Source organism: Streptomyces sp. DG1A-41, from assembly GCF_037055355.1.
GTDB lineage: Bacteria > Actinomycetota > Actinomycetes > Streptomycetales > Streptomycetaceae > Streptomyces.
This window is the reverse complement of record NZ_CP146350.1, coordinates 5,724,341-5,749,664: the sequence shown is the minus strand read 5'-3', so window position 1 is coordinate 5,749,664 and position 25,324 is coordinate 5,724,341. Positions and strand designations below refer to the sequence as shown.

Genomic DNA, 25,324 nt, shown 5'->3' with positions numbered 1-25,324 from the left:
CGCGGGCCTTGTTCAGGGCCCTACCAGGCCGCTTCCAGCCCTCACCCCTCACGGAACCCGCACTTCCCCTTACTGCGTGCAACAGCCCCGGAACGTCACAGGGGCACGACGCCCAGTCGGTCGAGGAAGCGGAAGAAGAGATTTTCGGCCAGGGGATCGGGGTCTGAAGTGAGTACGTCCACCAGCGCGTCGGCGTTCACTTCGCGCCCGGCCTCCGCGGCCCAGCGGACGGCGTGCCCGGCGGCGTCGCGCGGTTCGAGGAAGTAGTCCTCCAGCGTGAGGCCCTCCCGGCCGGCCCCCAGGTACCCGGCCATGGCGGCCCGGGCGAGGCAGGTCGTCCACGTCCCGCTCTCCGGCGCCGCGGCCTCCAGCACCACGCACTCGCTGTTCATGACGTACCCGAACAGCGCGGGCGCCCCGGTCTCCCGGGCGAGGGCGTTCATGTTCCCGACGTCGCCGTCGCTGCTCGGGTACTCCCAGACCTGCCACCCGCCCGGCGCCGAGGTGCGCCGCACCATCGCCTCCGTCGCGCCCACCAGTGCGTCCAGCTCCGCCAGCGGCCGCTGCCCACGGCCCACGACGAAGTACCCCCAGTACCCCATGCTCCGGTTCCCCCCGGCATATTCGATTCGGCTCGTCTCAGAAGACCACCACACCCGTACGGCGGTTCGCAGCCGTACGGGCCAATTCGTGCGTGGTCAGCCCAGCCTGTCCGCAAGCGCCCGGAACTCCGCCCAGGACAGCTCGGGCCTGTCGGGGTCCCACAGCTTCTGGACGGTGGCCCGCAGCGGCATCCGGATCCCGGCCGCCACCTGGTCCTGCGTCTGCGCGTTCGCGAGGTCGCACCAGACGGCGAAGGACCCGCCGAGGATCTGCCCGTCGTAGCGCTCCGGCACGGCCGTCGTGCCGCGCAGCACGCGTGGCGTCCACTGCTCGTAGATCCGCTGCCCCGTCGGATAGACGAAGGTCTGCGGCTGGCCGAGCACGTAGTACAGGAACTCGTCGTTGTAGTTGATCACCTTCCGGCCCTCGGCCAGGTACTCCGCCGGCTGCCGGGCGCCGATCTCCTTGCCGGTCCAGTAGGCGACCTGGATGTCCCTGTCCGCCTTGACGGAGGTGCCGCGGAAGAAACCGTCGTTCCACGCGCGCGGGGTGCGCTGGTGCTTGCGGACGGTGTCGGCCCGGTCGTTGAGCCAGCCGGTGGCGAGGTCGGCGACCGTCGCGCCGGAGCCGTACCTCTCCCGCGCGGCGGTGGCCAGCTGCGGGAACGACGCCTCCGGATCGGAGCGCACCAGTGCCTGGTACTCGTCGCCGCCGAGGTGCCAAGGCCCGCCCGGGAACAGGTCCGCGTACTCGTTCAGCAGGTCGTCGACGATGTCGGCGCTCTCGCTCTTGGAGATGTCGATGGCCCCCTGCACCGCCGACCCCTGCGCGGTGCGCAGCTGGAGGTCGGGGTGGGCGTCGATGACCGCGCCGAGGTGCCCCGGGGAGTCGATCTCGGGCACGACGGTGATGTGCCGGCTCTCCGCGAGGTCGATGATCTTCCGCACCTGCGCCTTGGTCAGATGCTGCCGGGACACGATCTCCGGGTGCGAGTCGGACTCGATCCGGAACCCCTGGTCGTCGGAGAAGTGCAGACCGAGCTGGTTGAACTTCAGATCGCCCAGCTCCCGGACCCGGTCCTCGATCCAGCCCGCCGTGAAGTTCTTGCGCGCGATGTCCAGCATGAACCCGCGCTGCGCCTTGGCCGGCTCGTCCCGCACCACGCCCTCGGGCGCCGTGCCGCCGTCGTGCACCTCCTGCTTGAGGGTGCGGGTGCCGTAGAAGACGCCCGCGTCGGCGGGTCCGCTGATCTCCACCCGCCCGCCGCGCACGGTCATGACGTACGACTCCGGGTTCGCGCCCTTGTCCTCGTTCAGCGTCAGCCGCAGGTCCCCGGCGCGCCGGTCGTCCTTCTCGCCCTCGTACGTCAGGCCCAGCTCACCGGCGATCAGCCGGCCCTCGTCGGCCAGCGCCGGGTCGTCCACGACGACCCGGTTCCCGCTCGCGGGACGCCAGCCCGGGCCGCGCGCCGCGGTGTGCTCGCGCACGGCGGGGATCGTCCGCGGCGCCTTGGACAGGGCGTACGAGCGGCTCGGACTCGGGGCGTCCTCCGGCGAGGTGCCGTGCGGGGCGGCCGCGGTCCGGCCCTGGGAGGATCTGGCCTCCGGCCCGCCGTCGCCACCCGAGGCCGCCCAGAGCCCCAGACTCACCCCGGCCACGACCACGACCAGCGCGACGGCCATGGCCGCGACCAGCACCTGCCGCTGCTGCCGCTGCTTCACCTGCTTCGCCGAACCCCGGCGCCTGTGCTGACTCACACCCGCCAACCTAAGACCCCATGCCACCCGGCGCGCGTCCACCACGCGTCGCGAAACTCTCTCTCCCGGGTGAAATTCGGGCATCCATCGGACACGTCATGGTCGTACTCGATAGCGTGACGTCACATCTCTCACAACATGCCCTGCCGACACACGTGACGCCCACAAGGACCCACGCTGCCTGCGCACCGTCTCCCAGACCTCCCCGGCCGACTCGCCATACCCGTGGAGCACTTCAACGCAGCCTCCGCTCAGGCCCTGGAGCAGACGCTCCTCTCCTGCCTGCGCAGCCCCCGCTGGTCCCGGCGGGTCGCGAAACACCGCCCCTATCCGGACCTGGCCTCCCTGCTGGCCGCGGCGGACGAAGCGGCCTACGACCTGACCTGGCCCGACCTGACCGAGGCACTGGCAGCCGAGTCCCTGCCGACCCTCCCGCCGGACACCTACTCCGCGGCCCACACGGCCCTCAGCGCAGCGCACGCCGCCTATGAGGCCCGCTTCGGACACGTGTTCGTCATCTGCCTGGCCGACGTGGCGCCGGCGGAGACCCTGGACCGCCTCCTGGAAGCCATCCGGTCACGATTGACCAACGATCCGGAGGAGGAGCGGATGGTGGTGGCCGACGAGCTACGGCGCCTGGCAAGGGAACGGCTGGTCCACGCCCTCAGGGGCGCGGGGCTGTAGTCGATATGCGGCTACCGCCGCGTGGGCGCGACAAGCCACGACGGCGCCACACCCGGCCGATAACAGGACACCCCACCCCAGAAGCCGCCGAAGGCTAGCCCGTACGCATGCCAGTTTGATCACACAGCCAGACCCCGGCTCAGCCCAGCGGCAGCGCCTCGCTACGATGCTGGGGGCCGGTGGACCGTACCCGGCCGGGCCCGACCGACACACCAAGCCGGCGCGGCCCCAATCCCCGCTCCCGGAGGAAACTTCCGTGCCGGCTGGAACGCTGTACCGCGGCCGGGAAGGAATGTGGTCCTGGGTGGCTCACCGAGTCACCGGCGTCCTCATCTTCTTCTTCCTGTTCGTTCACGTGCTGGACACCGCACTCGTCCGTGTGTCGCCCGAGGCCTACGACAACGTCGTGGCCACGTACAAGACGCCGATCGTCGCGCTGCTGGAGTACGGCCTCGTCGCCGCCATCCTCTTCCACGCGCTCAACGGCCTGCGCGTCATCGCCGTCGACTTCTGGATCAAGGGCGCCCGGTACCAGAAGCAGATGCTCTGGGCCGTCGTCGCGCTCTGGGTCGTGCTGATGCTCGGGGCGATCTACCCCGTTCTCGGCCACGCCGCTCGTGAACTCTTCGGGAGCTGACGCCAATGTCCACGACTGAGAAGACCGCTGCCGGCGTCGGCCCCGTCGAGGGCGGCGCCGTCTACACCGTCGACAACCCGGCGCCCCTCATCGAGGCCCCGCGCAAGCGCACCAAGAAGACCCCGAAGACCACCCGGGGCAACTTCGAGCTGGCCGCCTGGCTGTTCATGCGCCTGTCGGGCGTGTTGCTGGTCGTCCTGGTCCTCGGCCACCTGCTGATCCAGCTCGTGCTGGACGGCGGTGTCTCCAAGATCGGCTTCGCCTTCGTGGCGGGCCGCTGGGCGAGCCCCTTCTGGCAGGTCTGGGACCTGCTGATGCTGTGGCTCGCGATGCTGCACGGCGCCAACGGCCTGCGCACGGTCATCAACGACTACGCGGAGCGCGCGAACACCCGGCTGTGGCTCAAGGGCCTGCTCTACACCGCCACGGTGTTCACCATCCTGCTGGGCACGCTGGTGATCTTCACCTTCGACCCGAACATCCGCTAGGCACGGGGCTGCGAGAATCATGAAGATCCACAAGTACGACACCGTCATCGTCGGCGCCGGTGGCGCCGGTATGCGCGCCGCCATCGAGTCGACGAAGCGCAGCCGCACCGCCGTGCTCACCAAGCTCTACCCGACCCGCTCCCACACGGGCGCCGCGCAGGGCGGCATGGCCGCCGCGCTGGCCAACGTGGAGGAGGACAACTGGGAGTGGCACACCTTCGACACGGTCAAGGGCGGTGACTACCTGGTCGACCAGGACGCCGCCGAGATCCTGGCGAAGGAGGCCATCGACTCCGTCCTCGACCTGGAGAAGATGGGCCTGCCGTTCAACCGCACCCCGAACGGCACGATCGACCAGCGCCGCTTCGGCGGTCACAGCCGTAACCACGGCGAGGCCCCGGTCCGCCGCTCCTGCTACGCGGCCGACCGCACCGGCCACATGATCCTCCAGACGCTGTACCAGAACTGTGTCAAGGAGGGCGTGGAGTTCTTCAACGAGTTCTACGTCCTGGACCAGCTGATCACCGAGGTCGACGGCGTCAAGAAGTCGGCCGGTGTCGTGGCGTACGAGCTCGCCACCGGCGAGATCCACGTCTTCCAGGCGAAGGCCGTGATCTACGCCTCCGGCGGCTGCGGCAAGTTCTTCAAGGTGACGTCCAACGCGCACACGCTGACCGGTGACGGCCAGGCGGCCGTCTACCGCCGGGGCATCCCGCTGGAGGACATGGAGTTCTTCCAGTTCCACCCGACCGGCATCTGGCGCATGGGCATCCTGCTGACGGAGGGCGCCCGTGGTGAGGGCGGCATCCTCCGCAACAAGGACGGCGAGCGCTTCATGGAGAAGTACGCGCCGGTCATGAAGGACCTGGCCTCGCGAGACGTGGTGTCGAGGTCCATCTACACGGAGATCCGGGAAGGCCGCGGCTGCGGCCCCGAGGGCGACCACGTCTACCTCGACCTCACCCACCTCCCTCCGGAGCAGCTGGACGCCAAGCTGCCCGACATCACCGAGTTCGCCCGTACGTACCTCGGCATCGAGCCGTACACGGACCCGATCCCGATCCAGCCCACTGCCCACTACGCGATGGGCGGCATCCCGACGAACGTCGAGGGTGAGGTCCTGGCGGACAACACCACGGTCGTCCCGGGCCTGTACGCGGCCGGCGAGGTCGCCTGCGTGTCGGTGCACGGCGCGAACCGCCTCGGCACGAACTCGCTCCTGGACATCAACGTCTTCGGCAAGCGGGCCGGCATCGCCGCGGCCGAGTACTCCCAGACGGCGGACTTCGTCGAACTGCCGGAGAACCCGGCCGAGTTCGTGATCAAGCAGGTGGAGATGCTGCGCGACTCCACCGGCACCGAGCGCGTGACGACGCTGCGCCGGGAGCTCCAGGAGACCATGGACGCCAACGTCATGGTGTTCCGCACCGAGCAGACGATCAAGACTGCGGTCGAGAAGATCGCGGAGCTGCGCGAGCGCTACAAGAACGTGTCGATCCAGGACAAGGGCAAGCGGTTCAACACGGACCTGCTGGAGGCCATCGAGCTGGGCAACCTGCTCGACCTCGCCGAGGTCATGGCGGTCTCCGCGCTCGCCCGCAAGGAGTCCCGCGGCGGTCACTACCGCGAGGACTACCCGAACCGCGACGACGTCAACTTCATGCGCCACACCATGGCGTACCGCGAAGTCGGCGCCGACGGCTCCGAAACCGTCCGTCTCGACTACAAGCCGGTCGTCCAGACCCGCTACCAGCCGATGGAGCGTAAGTACTGATGGCTACCCCCGTTCTGGACAAGTCGGACGCGGCCGGAAAGCCCGAGCCCGGTTTCGCCGACTCCCCCTACATCACGGTCACCTTCCGCATCCGCCGGTTCAACCCGGAGGTCGCGGCGGAGGCGAGCTGGGAAGACTTCCAGCTGGAGATCGACCCGAAGGAGCGCGTCCTCGACGCCCTCCACAAGATCAAGTGGGACCTCGACGGCACCCTCACGTTCCGCCGCTCCTGCGCCCACGGCATCTGCGGCTCGGACGCGATGCGGATCAACGGCAAGAACCGCCTTGCCTGCAAGACGCTGATCAAGGACATCAACCCCGAGAAGCCCATCACGGTCGAGGCGATAAAGGGCCTGACGGTCCTGAAGGACCTGGTCGTGGACATGGAGCCGTTCTTCCAGGCGTACCGGGACGTCATGCCCTTCCTCATCACGAAGGACACGAACGAGCCCACGCGCGAGCGTCTCCAGTCCGCCGAGGACCGCGAGCGCTTCGACGACACGACGAAGTGCATCCTCTGCGCGGCCTGCACCACGTCGTGCCCGGTCTTCTGGAACGACGGCCAGTACTTCGGCCCGGCGGCCATCGTCAACGCGCACCGCTTCATCTTCGACTCGCGTGACGAGGCGGGCGAGCAGCGCCTGGAGATCCTCAACGACCGCGACGGCGTCTGGCGCTGCCGCACGACCTTCAACTGCACGGACGCCTGCCCGCGCGGCATCGAGGTCACGAAGGCGATCGCCGAGGTGAAGCGAGCGCTGATCACGCGCCGCTACTGAGGTTGTCCGCCGTACGGCTGTGAGGGCCCCGTTTCCGCTGGAAACGGGGCCCTCGGGCATATGCCACACCATTGAGTGAGCGAGGCTGAGAGGGACGCTCGGGCGGCTTCGGACCTACGATGATGCTCTCGACACCAGCCCACGGGAGGCACGTGATGCCCGCAGCATCCGTCGAGCGGCCTCACGACGAACGTCCGCTGATCGCGGAGGCGAACCGTCTCGTGGACCGCGATCCGGGCTACCGCGTCGAGATCATCGGAGGCCGGATCCTCGTGTCCCCGCCGCAGGACGGCCCCACGCCGGAGTTCTGACCCACCCTGACGGTTCCATTCCTTGCGGCGGGACTGCATGCCGCGGGGACCCGGGTACTCCAAGGGGTCGGCCTGTGGCTTCCCAGCGTCTCCACGTCCTCGGCGATCCGGTCGACGACGCGTACGGCAGCCACCAGGTCTACGCACCGGGCCAATCGGTCACTCTCCCCGACTCCGTCGGCGCCCCCGTCACCTTCGACGTCGGCGAGGTCCTCAAGTCCGGCCAGCCGGAAGGCGGCTGAGCCGATCCGGACCGAAACGGAACTTGTCCGGCCACTTGAGGCTCGCTGTCCGTCACGGGTGTGACTGTCGTGGTCAGACTGCCCGCAGGGCATACCTCAGAAGGACCGCCGCCGCACTGCTGGCCACGGCTTCCGCGCAGCTCACGACGTCCCCCACCGCCTCGGCGGCACCCTCCCCGGTCCTCGCGCGGGAGAGCTTCGACCGCCTCCCCCTCGGCCCGGTCACCGAAGGCCGCGGCTGGACCTCGGAAGGCCCCGGCTGGACCTCGGACACCTCCGACGGCACGCTGACCTCACCCCCGCCTCCACCGGCCACGGCCGTGAACTCGCATCCATACCGAGGGCAACGGCCGCGCCTTCCTGGAGTTCCCACGCCCTGTCTCCCCCGGCAACAGCTTCTGGGCCCGGATGCGGCTGAGGGTGGACGCCCTCCCGGCCGCCCCCGACTGGGCGCACTGGACCCTGGCGGAGGCCTCCGGCCCGGACTCCCCGACCCTGGTCCGTCCGCTCGGCGGCCAGTACGTGCCCACCGAGAGCACAACTTCTGCTGGGTCGGCTCCGACCTCGGACCGACCGGGGACTGGACCGCCTGGAAGACCTCCGGCCCGACCTGACCGTCTCCACCGACCAACACGGCGGTACGTCGGACCCGTTCGTCTTCCCGACGTTCGACGAACTCAAGCTGGGCCGGCAGCTGTACCAGGCCGACCCGAACCCCTCCTCGTACGACGTCCGGACGGACGGCATGCCGGACGCCCGCACGGGCGTCCGGCAGCAGCAAGAACCATGCGGACAGTCATCGGGTACCACGTCTTGAACACGTTCAAAAAAGAGCCTACAGTCTTCCTCGACAGCATTTTGAACGTGTTCAAGAAGGGTGGGGCAATGGACCGCACGGTCGTCGCCTACGTCATCTACCTGCTGGTCAGCGTCGGGTTGACCATCTGGGTGGCCCGCACGCTCAGCCGGAACGGGAGGGTCTTCCTCGCCGATGTGCTGCACGGCAACGAGAAGCTCGCCGACGCCGTCAACCACCTCCTGGTGGTCGGCTTCTACCTCGTCAACCTCGGGTTCGTCGCGCTGTACCTGAGCGGCGACGAGACCATCACCGACACGCGCGGCGTCTTCGAGGCGCTGTCGACCAAGCTCGGCGTGGTGCTGCTGGTGCTCGGCGTGATGCACCTGGCCAACGTCTATGTGCTCAACCGGATCCGGCGCCGGGGCGCCATGGAGCGGGAGCAGGTGCCGCCGGTGCCGCCGCAGGGCTGGGTCGCCCCGTCGGCGCAGGCCTGAGCGGAGGCCGGCATGAACGCCACCGGCACGAACGCGACCGGCACGAACACACCCGCACCGGTCCGCCGGCTCACCGTCCTGTACGACGCCGAGTGCTCCCTGTGCGCGTTCCTGCGCGACTGGCTCCGGCGGCAGCCTCAGCTGGTGCCGCTGGAGCTGGTCCCGGCCGGCTCCGAGGAGGCCCGGCGGCGCTTTCCCGGCCTCGACCACGGTGCCACCCTCGACGAGATCACCGTCGTCGGCGACGCCGGGCAGGTCTACCGGGGCCCCGCCGCCTGGGTCGTCACCCTGTGGGCGCTGCGCGAGCACCGGCCGCTCGCCCACCGGCTCAGCACCCCGTCCGGCGCCCGGCTCGCCAAGGGCGCCGTACTGGCCGCCGCCAAGTGGCGCGGGGCGCAGTGGAGCCGGGGGCAGCGGGGCGGGGCGCAGTGGGGCGGCCGGGTGTACCGGCGGGCCGACGGGTGGGCGTACGACCCGGACCTCGGCTGGGCCCACAGCGCGCCGGGCTGCGCCGACGGCACCTGCGCCCCGCGCCGGGTGCCGGGGCGCTGACGTTAGGCTCTCTTTCCGTGCCCGCGAAGAACGACGGCCCCGACGACGGCGCCACCCCGACCAAGTCCGAGCAGACCCGCGCCCTGATCCTGGAGACGGCCATGCGGCTGTTCCAGGAGCGCGGCTACGACAAGACGACGATGCGGGCCATCGCCAAGGAGGCCGGGGTCTCCGTCGGGAACGCGTACTACTACTTCGAGGGCAAGGAGCACCTGATCCAGGGCTTCTACGACCGGATCGCCGCCGAACACCAGGTGGCGGTCCGGGAGATCCTGGACCGGGAGACCGATCTGGAGGCCCGGATCGCGGGTGTGCTGCGGGCGTGGCTGGACATCGCAGCGCCGTACCACGAGTTCGCGGTGCAGTTCTTCAAGAACGCCGCCGACCCGGACAGCCCGCTCAGCCCCTTCTCCCCGGAGTCGGAGCACGCGCGCGAGGAGGCCATCAGCGTCCACCGGGAGGTGCTGGCCGGGGCGACGAAGAGCAAGGTGCCCGACGAACTGCGGGACATCCTGCCCGAGTTGATGTGGCTGTCCCAGATGGGGCTCGTCCTGTACTGGATCTTCGACCGGACGGAGGGACGGGAGCGCAGCTACCGGCTGGCCGAGCGCGGTGCCCGGCTCACCGCGCGGGGCGTCGCCCTGGCCCGCTTCCGGGTGCTGCGGCCTCTCGTGCGCGAAGTGCACGAGCTGTTCACGGATTTCCTGCCGGGGATGACGCGGGCGATCCCGGACCCGGCGGCGCCGCGTCGCTCCCCCTCCTGAGGCACGGCGTCAGATTCCGGTGAGGCTCCAGAGGCGGAACACGCCCGTGCCGTCCGACAGATACTGGCCGCCGCCGATGTCCTCGGTGGTGACGACGTACTCCTTGGCCTGCCACAGCGGCAGCACCGGCACGTCCTGGGCGACGGTCTGCTGCACCGAGCGGAAGTCCCGGTCGGCCTCTCCGCGGTCGGCGTAGCGCTGGCTGTCCTGGATGAGCCGGTCGACGGTCTTGCTGCTGTAGCCGGTGTTCATGGCGCTGCCGGTGCCGACGAGCGCGGCTCCGAAGGTGTCGGGGTCGGGGAAGTCGGCGACCCAGCCGACGGCGTACGCGTCGAGTTTGCCGCTCGCCCACCGCTTCTGGAAGCCGGTCCACTCGTAGCCCTGGAGGGTGACCTTGAACAGGCCGCTCGCCTCCAGCTCCCGCTTGATCTCGGCGGCCTCCTGCGCACCGGCGCCGCGGCCCTTGGCGTAGCCGTAGGTGAAGCGGACCGGCAGGGTCACGCCGGCCCGGGTGAGCAACTGCCGCGCCTTCTTCGGGTCCGGGCCGGGGTAGTCGTCGAAGAACGAGGCGGTGTGCCCGGTGAGGCCCGCCGGGATCAGCGAGTACAACGGGTCGACGGTCCCGTCGTAGACGGTGGCGGCCAGCCGCTCGCGGTCGATCAGCCAGGCCACGGCCTGCCGGACCTTCGAATCGTGCAGGGGCTTGCCCGCGCGGGTGTTGAAGTACAGGTTGCGGGTCTCGGAGCCGTCCGCCTCGAAGACGCGCTGCGTCGGGTCGCTCGGGTTCAGGCCGGCGAGGACGTCGGGCGGCAGCTGGCGGGTCGCGACCTCGACCTGCCTCGCCTTCCAGGCGGTGTCCAGGGCGTCGGGGGTGGCGTAGTAGCGCAGTTCGACGGGCCGGTCCGCGCCCCCCTTGACGGCGCCCCGGTAGCGGCTGTTGGGCGCGAGGACCGCCTTGTCGTCCTTCGTGTAGGAGGTGAGGGTGTACGGGCCGGTGCCGTCGACACCGTCGCCGGTGCGCAGCTTGTCGGCCGGGTACGCGGTGTGGTCGACGATCGAGCCCGCGCCGGTGGCCACCTTGAACGGGAACGTGGCGTCGGGCGAGGACAGGTGGAAGGTGACGGTCGGCCCGTCGGCGTCCACCGAACGGAGAGTGTCGAGCAGGGGCGCCGGACCGACCGGGGACTTGATCTTCATGATCCGGTCGAAGGAGTACTTCACGTCCTCCCCGGTCATCGTCCGGCCGCTCGGGAAGGTGAGGCCGGAGCGCAGTTCGCAGCGGTACGTGGTCAGGTCGCCGCCGGTGAACGCGCAGCTCCTGGCCGCGTCCGGTACGGGTGTGCTGCCGCCCGGGGCGAAGGTGAGCAGCGACTGGAAGACGTTGCTGAACAGCGCCCAGGAACCGGCGTCGTAGGCGCCGGCCGGGTCGAGGGACGTGACGGCGTCCGTCGTGCCGACGGTGATGGTCCTGCCGTCCTTCTTCGACGGCACGAGCTGCCAGGCGCCCACTCCCACGACTGCCAGGACGAGCAGTCCCGCGAGTATCCGCATGCGAACCGATCGCATCGGCCTTCGCCCTCCCGAGGCCCTTGGGCCCTTGTGCCAGTGCCACACCCCTTTGTGGCGGCCTCACCCAATCACAGGTGTTTGACCTGGCGGAAGGGAGATCTATCGAGTTGGGAAAGACCTTACCAATGGGCGTTTCGGTCCGCTTTCGCAGCGCTCACGCAGGGTCAGGCCTGCTTCGACGCCAGCTCGATGACCGTGATGTCCGATGGTGCCCCCACCCGGGTGGGCGGGCCCCAGGCGCCCGCGCCGCGTGAGACGTAGAGCTGGGTGTCGCCGTAACGCTCCAGGCCCGCGACGGTCGGGTTCGCGGCGGCGGCAAGGAGGTTGCCGGGCCAGAGCTGGCCGCCGTGGGTGTGGCCGGAGAGCTGGAGGTCCACGCCGTAGTCGACGGCGTCGTGGATCTGCACGGGCTGGTGGGCGAGGAGCACGCAGGCGCGTGCGGTGTCCCGGTCGCCGAGGGCCCGGGCGTAGTCGGGGCCCTGGCCCTCGTCCTCGCCGGTCACGTCGTTGACTCCGGCCAGGTCGAAGTGCGGGAGTTCCCTGCGGGCGTTCTCCAGGGGGGTGAGGCCGAGGCGCCGGACCTCCTCGACCCACTGCTCCGCGCCGGAGAAGTACTCGTGGTTCCCGGTGACGAAGTAGGACCCGTGACCGGCCTTCAGCTGGGCCAGCGGGGCCGCCGCGGGGCCCAGGTCCTTCACACTGCCGTCGACCAGGTCGCCGACGACCGCGATCAGGTCGGGCTGGGTCGCGTTGATCGTGTCGACGACCTTCTGCGCGAAGCCGCGGCCCAGGACCGGGCCGAGGTGCACGTCACTGACCACGGCGATCCGGTACCCGTGCGCCGCGCGCGGCAGTTTGGCCAGCGGCACGGTGACCCGCTTCACCTTGGGCCCGCGCAGTACGCCGTACGTCCCGTACCCGACGGTCCCGACAGCGGCGGCCGCGGCGGCCCCGGCGACGACACGGGAGACGAAGAGGCGGCGGGACGGGCCGGTGGGGGCAGTGGTGCCGGTGGCGCCTGGGGTGGTGAGCGGCTGCGGTGAGCTGCCGGGGGTGGCGGGCCCGGGTTCCTCCCGCGGGTGCGGGGCGGTGGCGGAAGCGCCCGCTTCACCGACCGCACCGGCACGATCGGCCTGCGGCCCGGACGCCGTCGCCGAAGCCGTCGCCCCGCCAGCCACATCGTCCCCGTCCGCCCGCGGCCCGGCCACCGCCGAAGCGGCTGCTCCGCCACGCACGCCAGCGCCACTCTCCCCCTGGCTCCCGGCCGCCGTCGCGGAAGCGGGCCCCCCGCCAGGCGCACCGGCACGATCCGCCTGCGGCGCGGGCGCTCCGCCAGGCACACCGGCTCCGTCCGCCCACGGCCCGGCCACCGCCGAAGCGGCTGCTCCGCCGGACACACCGGTACCGACCTCCGCCCGCCCGTCAGCCACCGCTGCGGAAGCAGGCACTCCGTCAGGCACGCCAGCGTGGCCCTCCTGCGGTGCGCCTCCCCCGTCGGGCGCGGCAGCCGTGCGGGAGAGATGCTCCACGTCGGGGGTCGGCTCCGAGCCCGTCTCGTCCAGGGGGCTTCGCGTCATCGGGCCGGGCTCCGGGCCCGGGTTCGTCGTTCTCGCCCGGCGTTCGGCGAACCACCGCAGCAGAGGCCGTACGACCTCCCCCGCCAGCACCGCCAGGAACAGGTATATCGACAGGGCCAGCCACAGGAAGCCCGGCCAGGCGAGGACCTGCTGGAGCCAGAACGGGGCGCCCGAGCGTTCGGCGACCAGGGCCGTGATCGCGAGGATCCAGCCGCCGGCGATCAGGACCGCGCCCGCGCGGCGCGTGAGGCCCGGGCCGCGGGTCGTGTCGCGGAACAGACGGCGCCACACGTACCAGTTGGCCGTCACGATGACGGCCAGGACGAGAGTTGCGACGAGTACGAACAAGGCGATGGCCACGGTGTCGTGTCTCCCGATTGCCGCTATGACGTCCGGCGCAGTGCGCGCAGACCACGCAACCCGATGGCCCCGATGACCGTCCCCAATACGAAGGAAACGACGGCGAGCAGCAGGTGCACCCAGAAGTACGCCGTGGGATGACCGTCGTCGAAGGCGAGCCCGCTGCTGTCCTTGACAAGGTTCTTGACGAAAGTGATCCAGATGACCCAGCTCCACACCCCGAAGGCGAGCAGGAACCAGGAGACGGGGCGGCTGAGCTTCACAAAACCAGACCTTTCATCACAACGCCGGGCTCCCGGGGGCGGCCGGGGGTCCGGGGGTTGTCCCCGGATGAGCACAGCATGAGACCAGTATCGCCAGAGCCTGTCCGGTTCCGGTCCCGGGGTGGGGGCACGGGCGGGACTTCCTCCCGTATGGCATGTACGTTTCCGATCGTGCCCGCTCCGAAGAAGACCGCCAGGCGATCCCTGCTGGTCACCTCCGCCGTCCTGTCGTCCCTCGCCCTGGCCGCACCCGCGGCCGTCGCGGCCCCGAGCCCCTCGGGCAGTCCGTCGGCGAGCCCGTCGGCCACTCCCCCGGCGTCGATGTCGACCGTGGGCGGCGCCCGGCTCGGGCAGCCGGGAACGCAGGTGAACCTGGCGAGCGGCGTGCCGGTGCTGCCGAAGGACGTGAGCGCCCGCTCCTGGATCGTCGCCGACGCCGAGTCCGGTGACGTGCTGGCCGCGCACAACGCGCACTGGCGGCTGGCCCCGGCGAGCACGCTGAAGATGCTGTTCGCGGACACGCTGCTGCCTAAGTTCCCGAGGACGGCCAAGCACAAGGTCGCCCCCTCCGACCTGGCGGGCATCGGCTCGGGCTCCAGCATGGTCGGGATAAAGGAGGACGAGACCTATACCGTGCACGACCTGTGGCTGGGCGTCTTCCTGCGCTCCGGCAACGACGCCGTGCACGTGCTGTCCGCGATGAACGAGGGCGTCGAGAACACCGTCAGGGAGATGAACGAGCACGCCGAGGAGCTCCAGGCCCTCGACACACACGTCGTCAGCCCGGACGGCTACGACGCCGAGGGACAGGTCTCCTCCGCGTACGACCTGACGCTGATCGCCCGCTCCGGGATGCAGAAGAAGGACTTCCGCGAGTACGCCTCGACGGTCAGCGCGAAGTTCCCCGGCGCGACGGAGAAGAACAAGAAGGGCAAGACGGTCCGCAAGTCCTTCGAGATCCAGAACACCAACCGGCTGCTGAGCGGCGACGCGGACCTGCCCGTCTACCAGGGCATCGCCGGCGTCAAGAACGGCAACACCACCAACGCGGGCGCCACCTTCACCGGTGTCGCCGAGCGCGATGGCAAGGTGTTGCTGGTCACGGTGATGAACCCGGCGAAGGACGAGCACAACGAGGTCTACAAGGAGACCGCACGGCTGTTCGACTGGGGCTTCAAGGCGGCCGGGAAGGTGCAGCCCGTGGGCGAGCTGGTGCCGCCGAAGAGCGCCGCGCAGGCCGGCGCCCAGCCCGGCGCGAACCCCTCCGGCGAGGCCGGCGGCTCCGGGAACGGTGGCAGCGGCACGGCCGGGACCGGTTCGAAGCCGATGGCCAGCGCCCCGGCCGCGAACGGCTCCAGCGGCATCGGGACCGCACTCGGCATCACCGGCGGTGTGCTGGTGCTGCTCGCGGGCGGCGCCTTCCTGGTCAACCGCCGTTGGCCACTGCCGGATCTGGTGCGTCGCCGGACTCGCCCGTGACGTCCGGGACGTCCGGGAGTTCGTCCTCCTTGCTCTGCGTCGCCGTCCAGGCGGCACAGAACAGCACCAGCTTCGAGGTGAAGTTGATCCACAGCAGCAGTGCGACGGGCACACCGAACGCGCCGTACATGCTCTTCGCGGCCACGCCCTGCAAGTAGCCGCTGAGCAGCAGCTTCAGCAGCTCGAAGCCGACCGCTCCGGTCAGCGCCGCCACGACCAGGCGGTGGCGCGTGGGCTCGACGCCGGGCAGCAGGGTCAGGACGTAGAGGAGGAGCAGGAAGTCGGCGAGCACGGCGACCAAGAACGCGGCGATGTGCAGCAGGACCCCGCTCCAGCCGCCCTCGTCGATGCCCAGGTGCTGGGTGATCCAGCCGATCATCGCCGAGGCGACGGCGGAGGCGGCGATGGTGACGAGGAGCGCGCCGCCGAGGCCGATCAGGACGCCCGCGTCCTTGGCGTAGCGCAGGACCGGGCTCTCCTCCTCGTCGGGCAGTTCCCACACCGCGCGCAGGCACTCGCGCATCGAGCCGGCCCAGTTGATGCCGGTGAACAGCAGCAGGGCGCCCGCGATGAGGCCGATGGTGCCGGCGTTCTCCACCAGGCCGGCGATGTCCAGCTGGTCGGATATGCCGGGCACCTGCTCGGCGATCCTGTCCTGGAGCCTGTCCTGCTGCTGCGTGCTGAGCGTGGCGGCGGCGATGGTGGCGGCCACCGTCAGCAGCGGGAACAGCGCGACGAAGCTGGTGAAGGTCATCGCGGCGGCCAGCCGCGTCCACTTCACGCGGTCCAGCCGCTCGTACGACCGCCACGCGTGGGTGATCATCAGCCGTGTCGCCCACGGCCCGACGACCGGGAGCCTTTTCAGCCAGTCCATGATCCGACTCTGCCCTCCGCCCGGAAGACCCATGTACGGGTACCCCAGAACCGCAGAATCGTGGCCAGTGCCATGCCGATGACCGCGCCGGAGACGGTGTCCGCGCGCTGCGAGGTGAGTCCGAGGCCGTAGTGGCTGACGGCGAGGCAGAGCAGTTGGACGGCGGCACCGGCGAGGTTCACCGCGAAGAAGACGGCGTACGGGCGCAGGCCCCTGGGCCGCCTGTTCCGGTAGGTGCCGAGGGCGTTGCCCGCGTAGGCGACCGAGCACGCGGCCACGAAGGACAGGGCCTTGGCGGTGAGCGGGCCGAGTCCGGCGGGGCCGCGCAGGTACGTGAAGAGGGCGAGGTCGACGGCGTAGGCGAGGAGACCGACGGTGGCGAAGCCCAGGAGCTCCCGGCGGCAGGGGGCCGTGGGGCTCGACCATGCGCGCGTGGTCACCAATTGGCCACCGCCAGGCCGTACATCGCCACCCACACCAGGCCGATGAGGGCGAGCGCCCGGTCGCGCAGGACGACGTCCTCGGGTTCGCCGGCCGTGCCGCGGTCGGCGAAGACGGCGTACCTGAGGACGGCGAGGATGAAGGCGACCATGGACAGTTGCCGCCAGGGCAGCACGCTGGTGTGCGGGACGCCGCCCTCCTCCATGGCCCACAGGCAGTAGCCGAGGACGGCGACACCGGCCGCGAGCTGCCAGACGAAGCGGAGGTAGCCGGTGGTGTACTCGGTGAGCAACGCGCGTGTGGCGCCCGCTCTTCCGGCCATCTGCACGGCTTCGGAGTAGCGCTTGGCCGACACCATGAACAGCGCGCCGAACCCGGTCGTGATCAGGAACCAGCGTGACAGCGGGATGCCGAGGGCGAGCCCGCCGACCATCGCCCGCATCAGGAAACCGGTCGTGACGACGGCGAGGTCGACGACGAGGACGTGCTTGAGGCTGACGCAGTAGGCCAGTTGCATGCCGAGGTAGGCGGTCAGCAGGGCGGCGACGGCCGGGGAGCAGAGCCAGGCCGCGGCGGCGGGCGCGAGCAGGCCGAGGCAGCCGCCGACGGCGTAGGCGACGGGCACCGGGACCTGCCCGGCGGCGACCGGGCGGTGGCGCTTGGTGGGGTGGGCGCGGTCGGCGTCGGCGTCGCGGGCGTCGTTCACGAGGTAGACGGCGGCGGCGCAGGCGGTGAAGAACACGAAGACGAGGGCGAGTTGAGTCAGGGCATGCCGGGAGAAGAGCTCGCCGGCGGCCGCCGGGGCGGCGACCACCAGGACGTTCTTCACCCACTGCCTGGGCCGCGCGGTCCGCAGGAGACCGGCCAGGAGACTGCCTTTGCGGGGTAGCGCGGACCGCTCCTGGGGGGTGCGCTGCCGCAGGACGGCCGTCTCAGTCATGGTGGGCCTCTCCCCTCATCCAGCGGGCGCCGAGCCGGGCCGTGAGCGCACCGAGGGCCGCGCCCGCCGCGACGTCCGAGGGGTAGTGGACGCCGGCCACCAGCCGCGAGACGCACACGGCGGCGGCGAGCGGCGGGACGGCGCGTGCTCCCAGGGCGCCGAAGGCGACGGCGGCGGCAGCGGCGGAGGTGGCGTGCGAGCTGGGGAAGGAGTGCCGGCCGGCGGTGCGCACCAGGGGCTCGACGTGCGCGGGGCGCGGGCGGCGCACGACCCGTTTCACCCCCATGCTGACGAGGTGCGCCCCGGCGGTGAGGGCCGTGCCGCGCAGCCAGGCGCCGCGTCTTCCGCCGTCGACGGCGGCTCCTGCGAGCCCGGCCGCCAGCCAGAGCGCCGCGTGTTCCCCCGCCCAGGACAGGGCACGCGCGGCGCCGGCCACGCGTGGGTCGGTGCCGCACGCCCTGAGCGCCGAAACGATCCGGTGGTCCATGTCGTGCAGGTCGTCGAGGTCGTCCATGTGGACTCACTGTTCACGCCCACCTGGCCTGAACTCCGGCAATATTGAGCGACATCCCATTAATCACCCGTTTCGGGGAGGAATGCCATGTTCTCGAACTAATAACCCACATAGGGGCGATACGGTCAAGGGCATGTCTGCCGACACCGATTCCGACCCGGACGTCATGGGCCTGGACCACACCACCGTCACGGGCTGGGGCCGCACCGCTCCCACCGCCGCCCGCCTGATCCGCCCCCGGACGTACGAGGAGGCCGCGGCAGCCGTCCGGGAGTGCGGGGCCCGCGGCGGGATCCCCCGGGGCCTGGGACGGGCCTACGGGGACGCGGCGCAGAACGCGGGCGGGTCCGTGCTCGACATGACGGGCCTGGACCGCGTCCACGCGATCGACGCCGACGGTGGCACCGTGCTGTGCGACGCGGGGGTCTCCCTGCACCGGCTGATGGAGGTGCTGCTGCCGCTCGGCTGGTTCGTGCCGGTCACCCCCGGCACGCGCTACGTCACCGTCGGCGGGGCGATCGGCGCCGACATCCACGGCAAGAACCACCACGTATCGGGCTCCTTCGCGCGGCACGTGCTCGCCTTCGAACTGCTCACCGCCGACGGCGAGATCCGCACGGTGATCCCCGGCACGCCCCTGTTCGACGCCACCGCGGGCGGCATGGGACTGACCGGTGTGATCCTCACGGCGACGATCCGGCTCCAGCCGGTCGAGACCTCGCTGATGTCGGTCGACACCGAACGCGCGACGGACCTGGACGACCTGATGGCCCGGCTGGCGGCCACCGACCACCGCTACCGCTACTCGGTCGCCTGGATCGACCTGCTGGCCCGGGGCGCCGCCACCGGCCGCGCGGTCCTCACCCGCGGCGACCACGCGCCCCTGGACGCGCTGCCCGCCCGCCTGCGCCGGGACCCGCTGTCCTTCCGCACCTCCCGCCTCCCGTCCGTCCCCGCCGTCCTCCCCGAGGGCCTGCTCACCCGCACGACCGTGGGCCTCTTCAACGAGCTCTGGTACCGCAAAGCCCCCCGCGCCCGGTCCGGCCAACTCCAGCGCATCTCCGCCTTCTTCCACCCCCTGGACGGCGTTCCCCACTGGAACCGCGTCTACGGCCGGGGCGGCTTCGTTCAGTACCAGTTCGTCGTCGGCTACGGCCGGGAGGACGCCCTGCGCCGCATCGTGCGCCGTATCTCCGAACGCCGCTGCCCGTCCTTCCTGGCCGTCCTCAAGCGCTTCGGGGAGTCCGACCCGGGCTGGCTGTCCTTCCCGGTGCCCGGCTGGACGCTGGCGCTGGACATCCCGGCGGGCCTGCCCGGCCTCGGCACGTTCCTCGACGAACTCGACGAGGAGGTCGCCACCGTCGGCGGACGCGTCTACCTCGCCAAGGACGCCCGGCTGCGCCCGGAACTGCTCGCGGCCATGTACCCGCGGCTGGACGACTTCCGGGCCCTGCGGGCGGAACTGGATCCGCACGGGGTCTTCACGTCCGATCTGTCCCGCCGCCTCGGCCTCCAGGCACAGCCATAGGCACAGGCACACCAGGCAACCTCTAGGAGCTGTCATGAAGGACGCCTTCGGTCTCCCTCAGTCCCTGCTCGTCCTCGGCGGTACGTCGGAGATCGCGCTGGCCACCGCCCGCCGGCTGATCGCCCGCCGCACCCGCACGGTCTGGCTGGCCGGCCGCCCGTCGCCCGCCCTGGAGGAGGCCGCCGGGCAGTTGCGCGGGCTCGGGGCCGATGTGCACACCGTCGCCTTCGACGCGCTCGACCCCACCTCCCACGAGGCCGTGCTCGGCAAGGTCTTCGCCGAGGGCGACATCGACATGGTGCTGCTCGCCTTCGGCCTCCTCGGCGACCAGGCCCGCGACGAGCGGGAGCCGGAGGCGGCGGTGCGGGTCGCGCAGACCAACTACACCGGCGCGGTCTCGGCGGGCCTGGTGTGCGCCCGCGCGCTCCAGTCCCAGGGGCACGGCTCACTGGTCGTCATGTCCTCCGTCGCGGGCGAGCGGGCCCGCCGCGCGAACTTCATCTACGGCTCAAGCAAGGCCGGCCTCGACGCCTTCGCGCAGGGCCTGGGCGACGCGCTGCACGGCACGGGCGTGCACGTCATGGTCGTACGCCCCGGCTTCGTCCGGACGCGGATGACCGCAGGCCTTCCCGAGGCGCCCCTCGCGACCACGCCCGAGGCGGTGGCGACGGCCGTCGAGCTGGGGCTGCGGCGCCGCTCGGAGACGGTGTGGGTGCCGGGCGCGCTGCGCGTGGTGATGTCGGCACTGCGGCACCTGCCGCGCGGTGTGTTCCGGCGGCTGCCGATCTGACCTACGAGCGGATCACCAGGTGGGGACGGAGCCGCGCTCCACATGCCCGGCCTGGGGCGGGACCACCGAGCCGCCGAAGGGGAACTCGCGCAGCTTGCGCCACACCCCGTCGGCGCCCTGCTCGTAGAGGGCGAAGCCGGTGCACGGCCACTCGGCCTCGTAGTCGGCGAGTTCCTCGAAGGCGCGGTCCATCGCCGCCTCCTCGATGCCGTGCGCCACCGTGACGTGCGGGTGGTACGGGAACTGAAGTTCCCGTACGACCGGCCCGGCGGGATCGCGGACCTGCTCCTGGAGCCGGGTGCAGGCCTCCGCACCCGCGACGACCCGGACGAACACCACCGGCGACAGGGGCCGGAACGTGCCGGTGCCGGACAACCGCATCGGGAACGGCCGGCCGGCCGCGGCGACCTCGGACAGATGCGCCTCGACGGCAGGCAGGGCGGACTCGTCGATCTCCGTCGGTGGCAGCAGGGTGACGTGCGTGGGGATGCCGTGAGCCGCGGCGTCGCCGAAGCCCGCGCGCAGCTGCTGAAGCCGGCTGCCGTGAGGCTCCGGGACCGCGATCGAGACACCGATCGTTACGGTCCCCACATCGTCTCCTGTCGGTTCAGTTAACGGGCCGCTGATACGACCACCCGGCTATCGACTGTACGGCCACGACCCGGTTACAGGCAGGCGCAACCGAAGTGATGTACAGCGCTGTTCGGTGGTACGGCTGTGCGCGGGGGCGGGTTCAGTGCTTGGCGGGCAGGAAGCCGACCTTGTCGTACGCCTGGGCGAGGGTCTCGGCGGCGACGGCGCGGGCCTTCTCGGCGCCCTTGGCCAGGATCGAGTCGAGCGTCTCCGGGTCGTCCAGGTACTGCTGGGTGCGCTCCCGGAAGGGCGTCACGAACTCGACCATGACCTCGGCGAGGTCCGTCTTGAGCGCGCCGTACATCTTGCCCGCGTACTTCTCCTCCAGCTCGCCGATGGTCTCGCCGGTGAGGGTCGAGTAGATCGTGAGGAGGTTGCTGATGCCCGGCTTGTTCTCGACGTCGTAGCGGATCACCGTGTCCGTGTCGGTGACCGCGCTCTTGACCTTCTTCGCGGTGGCCTTCGGCTCGTCGAGGAGGTTGATGAGGCCCTTCGGCGTGGACGCCGACTTGCTCATCTTGATCGACGGGTCCTGAAGGTCGTAGATCTTCGCCGTCTCCCTGAGGATGTACGGCTTCGGGACGGTGAAGCTCTGTCCGAAGCGGCCGTTGAACCGCTCGGCGAGGTCGCGGGTGAGCTCGACGTGCTGGCGCTGGTCCTCGCCGACCGGGACCTCGTGCGCCTGGTAGAGCAGGATGTCCGCGACCTGGAGGATCGGGTACGTGAACAGGCCGACGGAGGCGCGCTCGGCGCCCTGCTTGGCGGCCTTGTCCTTGAACTGGGTCATCCGGCTCGCCTCGCCGAAGCCGGTGAGGCAGTTCATGACCCAGGCGAGCTGGGCGTGCTCGGGGACGTGGCTCTGGACGAAGAGCGTGCAGCGGTCCGGGTCCAGACCCGCGGCGAGCAGCTGCGCGGCGGCCAGGCGTGTGTTCGCCCGCAGGTCCCTCGGGTCCTGCGGGATGGTGATCGCGTGCAGGTCGACGACCATGTAGAACGCGTCGTGGGTCTCCTGGAGGGCCACCCACTGGCGGACGGCGCCGAGGTAGTTGCCGAGGTGGAACGAGCCGGCGGTGGGCTGGATCCCGGAGAGCACGCGAGGTCGGTCAGAGGCCATGTTGCTTATTGTCTCAGAGGGCCGTGGGTGGTTTCGGCGGCGGGGAACCGCGGACCTGTTGTGGCTGGTCGCGCAGTTCCCCGCGCCCCTTACGGGGTGCTTCAGCCGAGGTCGATCTCCGGGTACAGGGGGAACGCCGCCACCAGGTCCGTCGCGCGGTGGCTGATCTCGTCGGCGATCTTCGCGTCGAGGACGTGGGCCGCCTTGGAGGGGGCACCCGACTTGGTCGTGCCCGGCTCCGTCGTGGTGAGGACGCGGTCGATCAGGGCCGCCACCTCGTCCATCTCCGCCGTGCCCAGGCCGCGGGTGGTCAGGGCCGGGGTGCCGATGCGGATGCCGGAGGTGTACCAGGCGCCGTTCGGGTCGGCGGGGATCGCGTTGCGGTTGGTGACGATGCCCGACTCGAGCAGGGCGGCCTCGGCCTGGCGGCCGGTGAGGCCGTAGGACGTGGCGACGTCGATCAGGTTCAGGTGGTTGTCCGTGCCGCCCGTCACGAGGGTCGCGCCGCGGCGCATCAGGCCGTCGGCGAGGGCGCGGGAGTTGTCGACGATGCGCTGGGCGTAGTCGCGGAAGGACTCCTGGCGGGCCTCCGCGAAGGCGACCGCCTTGGCTGCCATGACGTGCGGGAGCGGGCCGCCGAGCACCATCGGGCAGCCGCGGTCGACCTGGTCCTTCAGGGAGTCGTCGCACAGGACCATGCCGCCGCGGGGGCCGCGCAGCGACTTGTGGGTGGTCGTCGTCACGATCTGGGCGTGCGGGACCGGGTCGAAGTCGCCGGTCAGGACCTTGCCCGCGACCAGGCCGGCGAAGTGCGCCATGTCGACCATGAGCGTGGCGCCGACCTCGTCGGCGATCTCGCGCATGATCCGGAAGTTCACCAGGCGGGGGTACGCCGAGTAGCCCGCGACGATGATCAGCGGCTTGAACTCGCGGGCCGAGGTGCGCAGGGCCTCGTAGTCGATGAGGCCGGTGGCCGGGTCCGTGCCGTAGGAGCGCTGGTCGAACATCTTGCCGGAGATGTTCGGGCGGAAGCCGTGGGTGAGGTGGCCGCCGGCGTCCAGCGACATGCCGAGCATGCGCTGGTTGCCGAAGGCGCGGCGCAGCTCCGCCCAGTCGGCCTCGGAGAGGTCGTTGACCTGGCGGGCGCCGGCCTTCTCCAGGGCCGGGACCTCCACGCGCTGGGCGAGGACCGACCAGAAGGCGACGAGGTTGGCGTCGATGCCGGAGTGCGGCTGGACGTAGGCGTGGCGGGCGCCGAAGAGTTCCTTGGCGTGATCGGCGGCGAGGGACTCGACGGTGTCGACGTTGCGGCAGCCGGCGTAGAAGCGGCGGCCGATGGTGCCCTCGGCGTACTTGTCGCTGAACCAGTTGCCCATCGCCAGCAGCGTGGCCGGGGAGGCGTAGTTCTCCGAGGCGATCAGCTTGAGCATCTCGCGCTGGTCGGCGACCTCCTGGCCGATGGCGTCGGCTACGCGGGGCTCCACGGCGCGGATGACGTCGAGGGCGGCGCGGTAGGCGGTGGAAGCGGTGGAGAGGGGCTCGGCTGGCATGTAGGACCTCCGGACGTTGCGTTCAGCGTTCACGGTACGGCCCAGGCGCACGGCACGGTTCCGGTCCCCGGGGTTCAACCGGGTCCGTGGGCCGCTTCCCGATGGTCGGTCCCATCCCAGCACGCCAGTCACGGCCCGGTGATCAGCCTACCGGACCATGCGTGCGGGTTTCGTTGTGGCTTGTCGCGCAGTTCCCCGCGCCCCTAAGAGGCAATTTCCCTCAAGCACGCCTAAAGGATCACATGGGGAAGGAAGCGGGCGTATTCGTCTGTGACCAAGCCCGATGACTCGCGGATGCCCAGGCCCGCCGACTCGTTTTCCACCACCCAGGCGCCCAGGACCACGTGGTTGTCGTCGAAGGTGGGGAGCGGGGCCAGTCGCTGGTAGCAGCAGGGTTCGTCTCGGCGGGTCCGGGGGGATCCGGGGTCGTGGATCGTGACGCCCGCGCCCTCTCGGCCGAGGAGGGGCTTGGCGACCCAGCCCGGTAGGTCGCGGGGGCCGTCGAGGTAGGCCGGGAGGAGGTTGGGGTGGTCGGGGTACAGCTCCCAGAGGATGGCCAGGAGCGCCTTGTTGCTGAGGAGCATTTTCCAGGCCGGCTCGATCCAGAGGGTCGTGCCCGTGCCGCCGCCGTTGTCGAGGGTGTCCAGGACGTGGTCGGCGAAGCGGTCGGTGGTGAGCCACTCCCAGGGGTAGAGCTTGAAGACGCTGCGGATGAAGCGGAGGCGGTTGTCGACGAAGCGGCCGGAGAGGCGGTCCCAGCCGATCTCCTCCATGGAGATCCAGTCGGTGGCGAGGCCCGCCTGCTCCGCTGTTTCCTTGAGGTAGGCGACCGTCATCAGGTCCTCGCCGAGTTCGTCGGCGGAGGAGTACGCGAAGTACAGGGGGCTGCCCGGCGGGAGGAGGGCGGCCTGTTTCCCCCAGGCGTCGATCAGGCGTTCGTGGAGGGAGTTCCACTGGTCGGCGCCGGGGAAGCACTCCTCCATCCAGAACCACTGGGGGGAGGCGGCCTCCACCAGTGAGGTGGGGGTGTCGGCGTTGTACTCCAGGAGCTTGGCCGGGCCGGTGCCGTCGTAGCGGAGGTCGAAGCGGCCGTAGAGGGAGGGGAGTTCGGCGCGGCGGCGCCAGGACTCGGCGACCCTGCGGGCCAGGCGGGGGTCGGTGATGCCCAGGTCCGCGAAACGCTCCTCGGTGACGATGTGGTCGGCCGCCGCCAGGCACATGCGGTGGAGTTCCTCGACGACCTCTTCCAGGGCCTCGATCTCCGGGAGGGAGAAGACGTAGTAGGCGCTTTCGTCCCAGTAGGGGCGCAGGGAGTCGTCGGGGTAGCGGGTGAGGGGGTAGATCAGGCCCTGTTCCTCGACGGTCTGCTGCCAGCCGGGGCGGGGGGTGATGGTGCGGCGTTCCATGTGCGTACGGCCCGGTCAGCCGCCGCCGCTGCCGGAGCCCGAGCAGCCGAAGCCGCCCCGGTCGACGGCCTCGCTGCGGCTGAAGGTGCCGTGGTCGGCGTAGCGGCCGCTGACGTCGGCGTCGTAGTACCAGTCGGCGTTCGTGGTGGTCTTGCCGGTCTTCTTGCGGCCCTTGCCGTAGGAGGAGGACGAGGAGCCCGACTCGCAGTTCTTGTCGGCGACGATCTTGTAGCCGTTGATGTAGTCGTGACTGTCCCGGTCCACACATCGGCGGTCCGGGTCGGAGCCGCACGCGGACAGGGCCGCCGCGAGGACACCCATGCCGCCCAGCACCACCGTGCTCGAGCGCAGCCGTCGCCGTGTTTCCGCCATGCGTGTCTCCCCGTGTCCCCGTCGTGTGCT

25 protein-coding genes and 1 pseudogene are annotated in these 25,324 nt (G+C 70.7%); 12 read left to right on the top strand and 14 right to left on the bottom strand.

All coding sequences use genetic code 11. From position 1 onward, the window contains the following. Positions 1–95: 95 nt before the first annotated feature. Positions 96–602: a hypothetical protein gene (locus V8690_RS26990; protein WP_338782672.1), complete on the bottom strand. Its 507-nt coding sequence runs from the start codon at positions 600–602 to the stop codon at positions 96–98. Positions 603–698: 96 nt separating this feature from the next. Continuing rightward, positions 699–2,285, bottom strand: a complete 1,587-nt coding sequence (locus V8690_RS26985; protein ID WP_338785467.1) for a glycoside hydrolase family 20 protein — start codon at positions 2,283–2,285, stop codon at positions 699–701. 300 nt (positions 2,286–2,585) lie between these two features. On the opposite strand from V8690_RS26985, the gene V8690_RS26980 reads away from it, so the two are divergent. From V8690_RS26980 to V8690_RS26940, 9 genes and pseudogenes are all read left to right on the top strand, one after another. Continuing rightward, complete coding sequence (locus V8690_RS26980; protein WP_338782671.1) at positions 2,586–3,044, top strand: 2-oxo-4-hydroxy-4-carboxy-5-ureidoimidazoline decarboxylase; 459 nt, start codon at positions 2,586–2,588, stop codon at positions 3,042–3,044. Between the two features lie 256 nt (positions 3,045–3,300). After that, a complete protein-coding gene (gene sdhC / locus V8690_RS26975; RefSeq protein ID WP_338782670.1) occupies positions 3,301–3,681 on the top strand; it encodes a succinate dehydrogenase, cytochrome b556 subunit in 381 nt (126 codons plus the stop codon). Positions 3,682–3,686: 5 nt separating this feature from the next. Continuing rightward, positions 3,687–4,169 carry a succinate dehydrogenase hydrophobic membrane anchor subunit gene (locus V8690_RS26970; protein ID WP_338782669.1) on the top strand — a complete coding sequence of 161 codons (483 nt, stop codon included), beginning with the start codon at positions 3,687–3,689 and terminating at the stop codon, positions 4,167–4,169. Positions 4,170–4,188: 19 nt separating this feature from the next. After that, positions 4,189–5,943, top strand: coding sequence for a succinate dehydrogenase flavoprotein subunit (sdhA, locus tag V8690_RS26965; RefSeq protein WP_338782668.1), 1,755 nt, complete (start codon positions 4,189–4,191; stop codon positions 5,941–5,943). Continuing rightward, positions 5,943–6,722, top strand: a complete 780-nt coding sequence (locus V8690_RS26960) for a succinate dehydrogenase iron-sulfur subunit (RefSeq protein ID WP_010047069.1) — start codon at positions 5,943–5,945, stop codon at positions 6,720–6,722. The genes sdhA and V8690_RS26960 overlap by 1 nt, the downstream gene beginning before the upstream one ends. A 155-nt stretch (positions 6,723–6,877) precedes the next feature. After that, positions 6,878–7,275, top strand: a pseudogene (locus V8690_RS26955) (hypothetical protein). Between the two features lie 885 nt (positions 7,276–8,160). Further along, positions 8,161–8,568 carry a hypothetical protein gene (locus tag V8690_RS26950; protein WP_338782664.1) on the top strand — a complete coding sequence of 136 codons (408 nt, stop codon included), beginning with the start codon at positions 8,161–8,163 and terminating at the stop codon, positions 8,566–8,568. 12 nt (positions 8,569–8,580) lie between these two features. Continuing rightward, the gene (locus V8690_RS26945) at positions 8,581–9,120 is read left to right on the top strand and encodes a DCC1-like thiol-disulfide oxidoreductase family protein (protein WP_338782663.1); all 540 of its coding nucleotides are present in this window, start codon (positions 8,581–8,583) and stop codon (positions 9,118–9,120) included. Between the two features lie 17 nt (positions 9,121–9,137). Next, entirely contained in the window at positions 9,138–9,884 is a 747-nt protein-coding gene (locus V8690_RS26940) for a TetR family transcriptional regulator (RefSeq protein ID WP_338782661.1), read from the top strand. A gap of 9 nt (positions 9,885–9,893) precedes the next feature. Here the strand turns inward: V8690_RS26940 and V8690_RS26935 are convergent, their stop codons facing one another. The 3 genes from V8690_RS26935 to V8690_RS26925 form a co-directional block, all read right to left on the bottom strand. Next, entirely contained in the window at positions 9,894–11,435 is a 1,542-nt protein-coding gene (locus V8690_RS26935) for an ABC transporter substrate-binding protein (protein WP_338782660.1), read from the bottom strand. 182 nt (positions 11,436–11,617) lie between these two features. Next, the gene (locus V8690_RS26930) at positions 11,618–13,390 is read right to left on the bottom strand and encodes a metallophosphoesterase (RefSeq protein ID WP_338782659.1); all 1,773 of its coding nucleotides are present in this window, start codon (positions 13,388–13,390) and stop codon (positions 11,618–11,620) included. A gap of 23 nt (positions 13,391–13,413) precedes the next feature. Next, positions 13,414–13,653, bottom strand: coding sequence for a hypothetical protein (locus V8690_RS26925; protein ID WP_086604478.1), 240 nt, complete (start codon positions 13,651–13,653; stop codon positions 13,414–13,416). 171 nt (positions 13,654–13,824) lie between these two features. On the opposite strand from V8690_RS26925, the gene V8690_RS26920 reads away from it, so the two are divergent. Further along, the gene (locus V8690_RS26920; RefSeq protein WP_338782658.1) at positions 13,825–15,132 is read left to right on the top strand and encodes a D-alanyl-D-alanine carboxypeptidase; all 1,308 of its coding nucleotides are present in this window, start codon (positions 13,825–13,827) and stop codon (positions 15,130–15,132) included. On the opposite strand, the gene V8690_RS26915 is transcribed toward V8690_RS26920, so the two are convergent. Genes V8690_RS26915 through V8690_RS26900 form a run of 4 tightly spaced genes read right to left on the bottom strand, consistent with a single transcriptional unit; the run spans position 15,080 to position 17,901 of the window. Then, positions 15,080–16,006: a YihY/virulence factor BrkB family protein gene (locus tag V8690_RS26915; protein ID WP_338782657.1), complete on the bottom strand. Its 927-nt coding sequence runs from the start codon at positions 16,004–16,006 to the stop codon at positions 15,080–15,082. The genes V8690_RS26920 and V8690_RS26915 overlap by 53 nt on opposite strands. Next, the gene (locus tag V8690_RS26910; protein ID WP_338782656.1) at positions 15,994–16,446 is read right to left on the bottom strand and encodes a GtrA family protein; all 453 of its coding nucleotides are present in this window, start codon (positions 16,444–16,446) and stop codon (positions 15,994–15,996) included. Before V8690_RS26910 ends, V8690_RS26915 begins: the two co-directional genes overlap by 13 nt. Continuing rightward, positions 16,443–17,387: a decaprenyl-phosphate phosphoribosyltransferase gene (locus V8690_RS26905; protein ID WP_338782655.1), complete on the bottom strand. Its 945-nt coding sequence runs from the start codon at positions 17,385–17,387 to the stop codon at positions 16,443–16,445. Before V8690_RS26905 ends, V8690_RS26910 begins: the two co-directional genes overlap by 4 nt. Continuing rightward, positions 17,380–17,901 (bottom strand): phosphatase PAP2 family protein, encoded by a 522-nt coding sequence (locus V8690_RS26900; protein WP_338782654.1) that lies wholly within the window; start codon positions 17,899–17,901, stop codon positions 17,380–17,382. Before V8690_RS26900 ends, V8690_RS26905 begins: the two co-directional genes overlap by 8 nt. Before the next feature lie 133 nt (positions 17,902–18,034). On the opposite strand from V8690_RS26900, the gene V8690_RS26895 reads away from it, so the two are divergent. Both V8690_RS26895 and V8690_RS26890 read left to right on the top strand, forming a co-directional pair. Beyond that, a complete protein-coding gene (locus V8690_RS26895; RefSeq protein ID WP_338782653.1) occupies positions 18,035–19,429 on the top strand; it encodes an FAD-binding oxidoreductase in 1,395 nt (464 codons plus the stop codon). Between the two features lie 34 nt (positions 19,430–19,463). After that, positions 19,464–20,219: a decaprenylphospho-beta-D-erythro-pentofuranosid-2-ulose 2-reductase gene (locus V8690_RS26890; protein ID WP_338782652.1), complete on the top strand. Its 756-nt coding sequence runs from the start codon at positions 19,464–19,466 to the stop codon at positions 20,217–20,219. A 12-nt stretch (positions 20,220–20,231) separates the two neighbouring features. Here the strand turns inward: V8690_RS26890 and V8690_RS26885 are convergent, their stop codons facing one another. The 5 genes from V8690_RS26885 to V8690_RS26865 all read right to left on the bottom strand — a co-directional run bounded on the left by V8690_RS26885 (position 20,232) and on the right by V8690_RS26865 (position 25,294). After that, the gene (locus V8690_RS26885; protein WP_338782651.1) at positions 20,232–20,810 is read right to left on the bottom strand and encodes a 2'-5' RNA ligase family protein; all 579 of its coding nucleotides are present in this window, start codon (positions 20,808–20,810) and stop codon (positions 20,232–20,234) included. A 142-nt stretch (positions 20,811–20,952) separates the two neighbouring features. Further along, positions 20,953–21,966 carry a tryptophan--tRNA ligase gene (gene trpS / locus V8690_RS26880; RefSeq protein WP_338782650.1) on the bottom strand — a complete coding sequence of 338 codons (1,014 nt, stop codon included), beginning with the start codon at positions 21,964–21,966 and terminating at the stop codon, positions 20,953–20,955. A gap of 101 nt (positions 21,967–22,067) precedes the next feature. After that, positions 22,068–23,516, bottom strand: a complete 1,449-nt coding sequence (locus V8690_RS26875; RefSeq protein WP_338782649.1) for a glycine hydroxymethyltransferase — start codon at positions 23,514–23,516, stop codon at positions 22,068–22,070. A 230-nt stretch (positions 23,517–23,746) separates the two neighbouring features. Next, entirely contained in the window at positions 23,747–24,922 is a 1,176-nt protein-coding gene (locus tag V8690_RS26870) for a glutathionylspermidine synthase family protein (RefSeq protein ID WP_338782648.1), read from the bottom strand. A 15-nt stretch (positions 24,923–24,937) separates the two neighbouring features. After that, positions 24,938–25,294, bottom strand: a complete 357-nt coding sequence (locus V8690_RS26865) for a hypothetical protein (protein WP_338782647.1) — start codon at positions 25,292–25,294, stop codon at positions 24,938–24,940. Positions 25,295–25,324 lie beyond the last annotated feature (30 nt).

Bases quoted from the DNA above. Each gene is read 5' to 3' on its own strand.
- V8690_RS26960 (WP_010047069.1), top strand. From the start codon at position 5,943: ATGGCTACCCCCGTTCTGGACAAGTCGGACGCGGCCGGAAAGCCCGAG.
- sdhA (WP_338782668.1), top strand. From the start codon at position 4,189: ATGAAGATCCACAAGTACGACACCGTCATCGTCGGCGCCGGTGGCGCC.
- V8690_RS26990 (WP_338782672.1), bottom strand. From the start codon at position 602: ATGGGGTACTGGGGGTACTTCGTCGTGGGCCGTGGGCAGCGGCCGCTG.
- V8690_RS26945 (WP_338782663.1), top strand. From the start codon at position 8,581: ATGAACGCCACCGGCACGAACGCGACCGGCACGAACACACCCGCACCG.
- V8690_RS26875 (WP_338782649.1), bottom strand. From the start codon at position 23,516: ATGCCAGCCGAGCCCCTCTCCACCGCTTCCACCGCCTACCGCGCCGCC.
- V8690_RS26895 (WP_338782653.1), top strand. From the start codon at position 18,035: ATGTCTGCCGACACCGATTCCGACCCGGACGTCATGGGCCTGGACCAC.
- V8690_RS26950 (WP_338782664.1), top strand. From the start codon at position 8,161: ATGGACCGCACGGTCGTCGCCTACGTCATCTACCTGCTGGTCAGCGTC.
- V8690_RS26865 (WP_338782647.1), bottom strand. From the start codon at position 25,294: ATGGCGGAAACACGGCGACGGCTGCGCTCGAGCACGGTGGTGCTGGGC.
- V8690_RS26970 (WP_338782669.1), top strand. From the start codon at position 3,687: ATGTCCACGACTGAGAAGACCGCTGCCGGCGTCGGCCCCGTCGAGGGC.
- V8690_RS26935 (WP_338782660.1), bottom strand. From the start codon at position 11,435: ATGCGGATACTCGCGGGACTGCTCGTCCTGGCAGTCGTGGGAGTGGGC.
- V8690_RS26905 (WP_338782655.1), bottom strand. From the start codon at position 17,387: ATGACTGAGACGGCCGTCCTGCGGCAGCGCACCCCCCAGGAGCGGTCC.
- trpS (WP_338782650.1), bottom strand. From the start codon at position 21,966: ATGGCCTCTGACCGACCTCGCGTGCTCTCCGGGATCCAGCCCACCGCC.
- V8690_RS26915 (WP_338782657.1), bottom strand. From the start codon at position 16,006: ATGGACTGGCTGAAAAGGCTCCCGGTCGTCGGGCCGTGGGCGACACGG.
- V8690_RS26870 (WP_338782648.1), bottom strand. From the start codon at position 24,922: ATGGAACGCCGCACCATCACCCCCCGCCCCGGCTGGCAGCAGACCGTC.
- V8690_RS26900 (WP_338782654.1), bottom strand. From the start codon at position 17,901: ATGGACGACCTCGACGACCTGCACGACATGGACCACCGGATCGTTTCG.
- V8690_RS26890 (WP_338782652.1), top strand. From the start codon at position 19,464: ATGAAGGACGCCTTCGGTCTCCCTCAGTCCCTGCTCGTCCTCGGCGGT.
- V8690_RS26985 (WP_338785467.1), bottom strand. From the start codon at position 2,285: ATGGCCGTCGCGCTGGTCGTGGTCGTGGCCGGGGTGAGTCTGGGGCTC.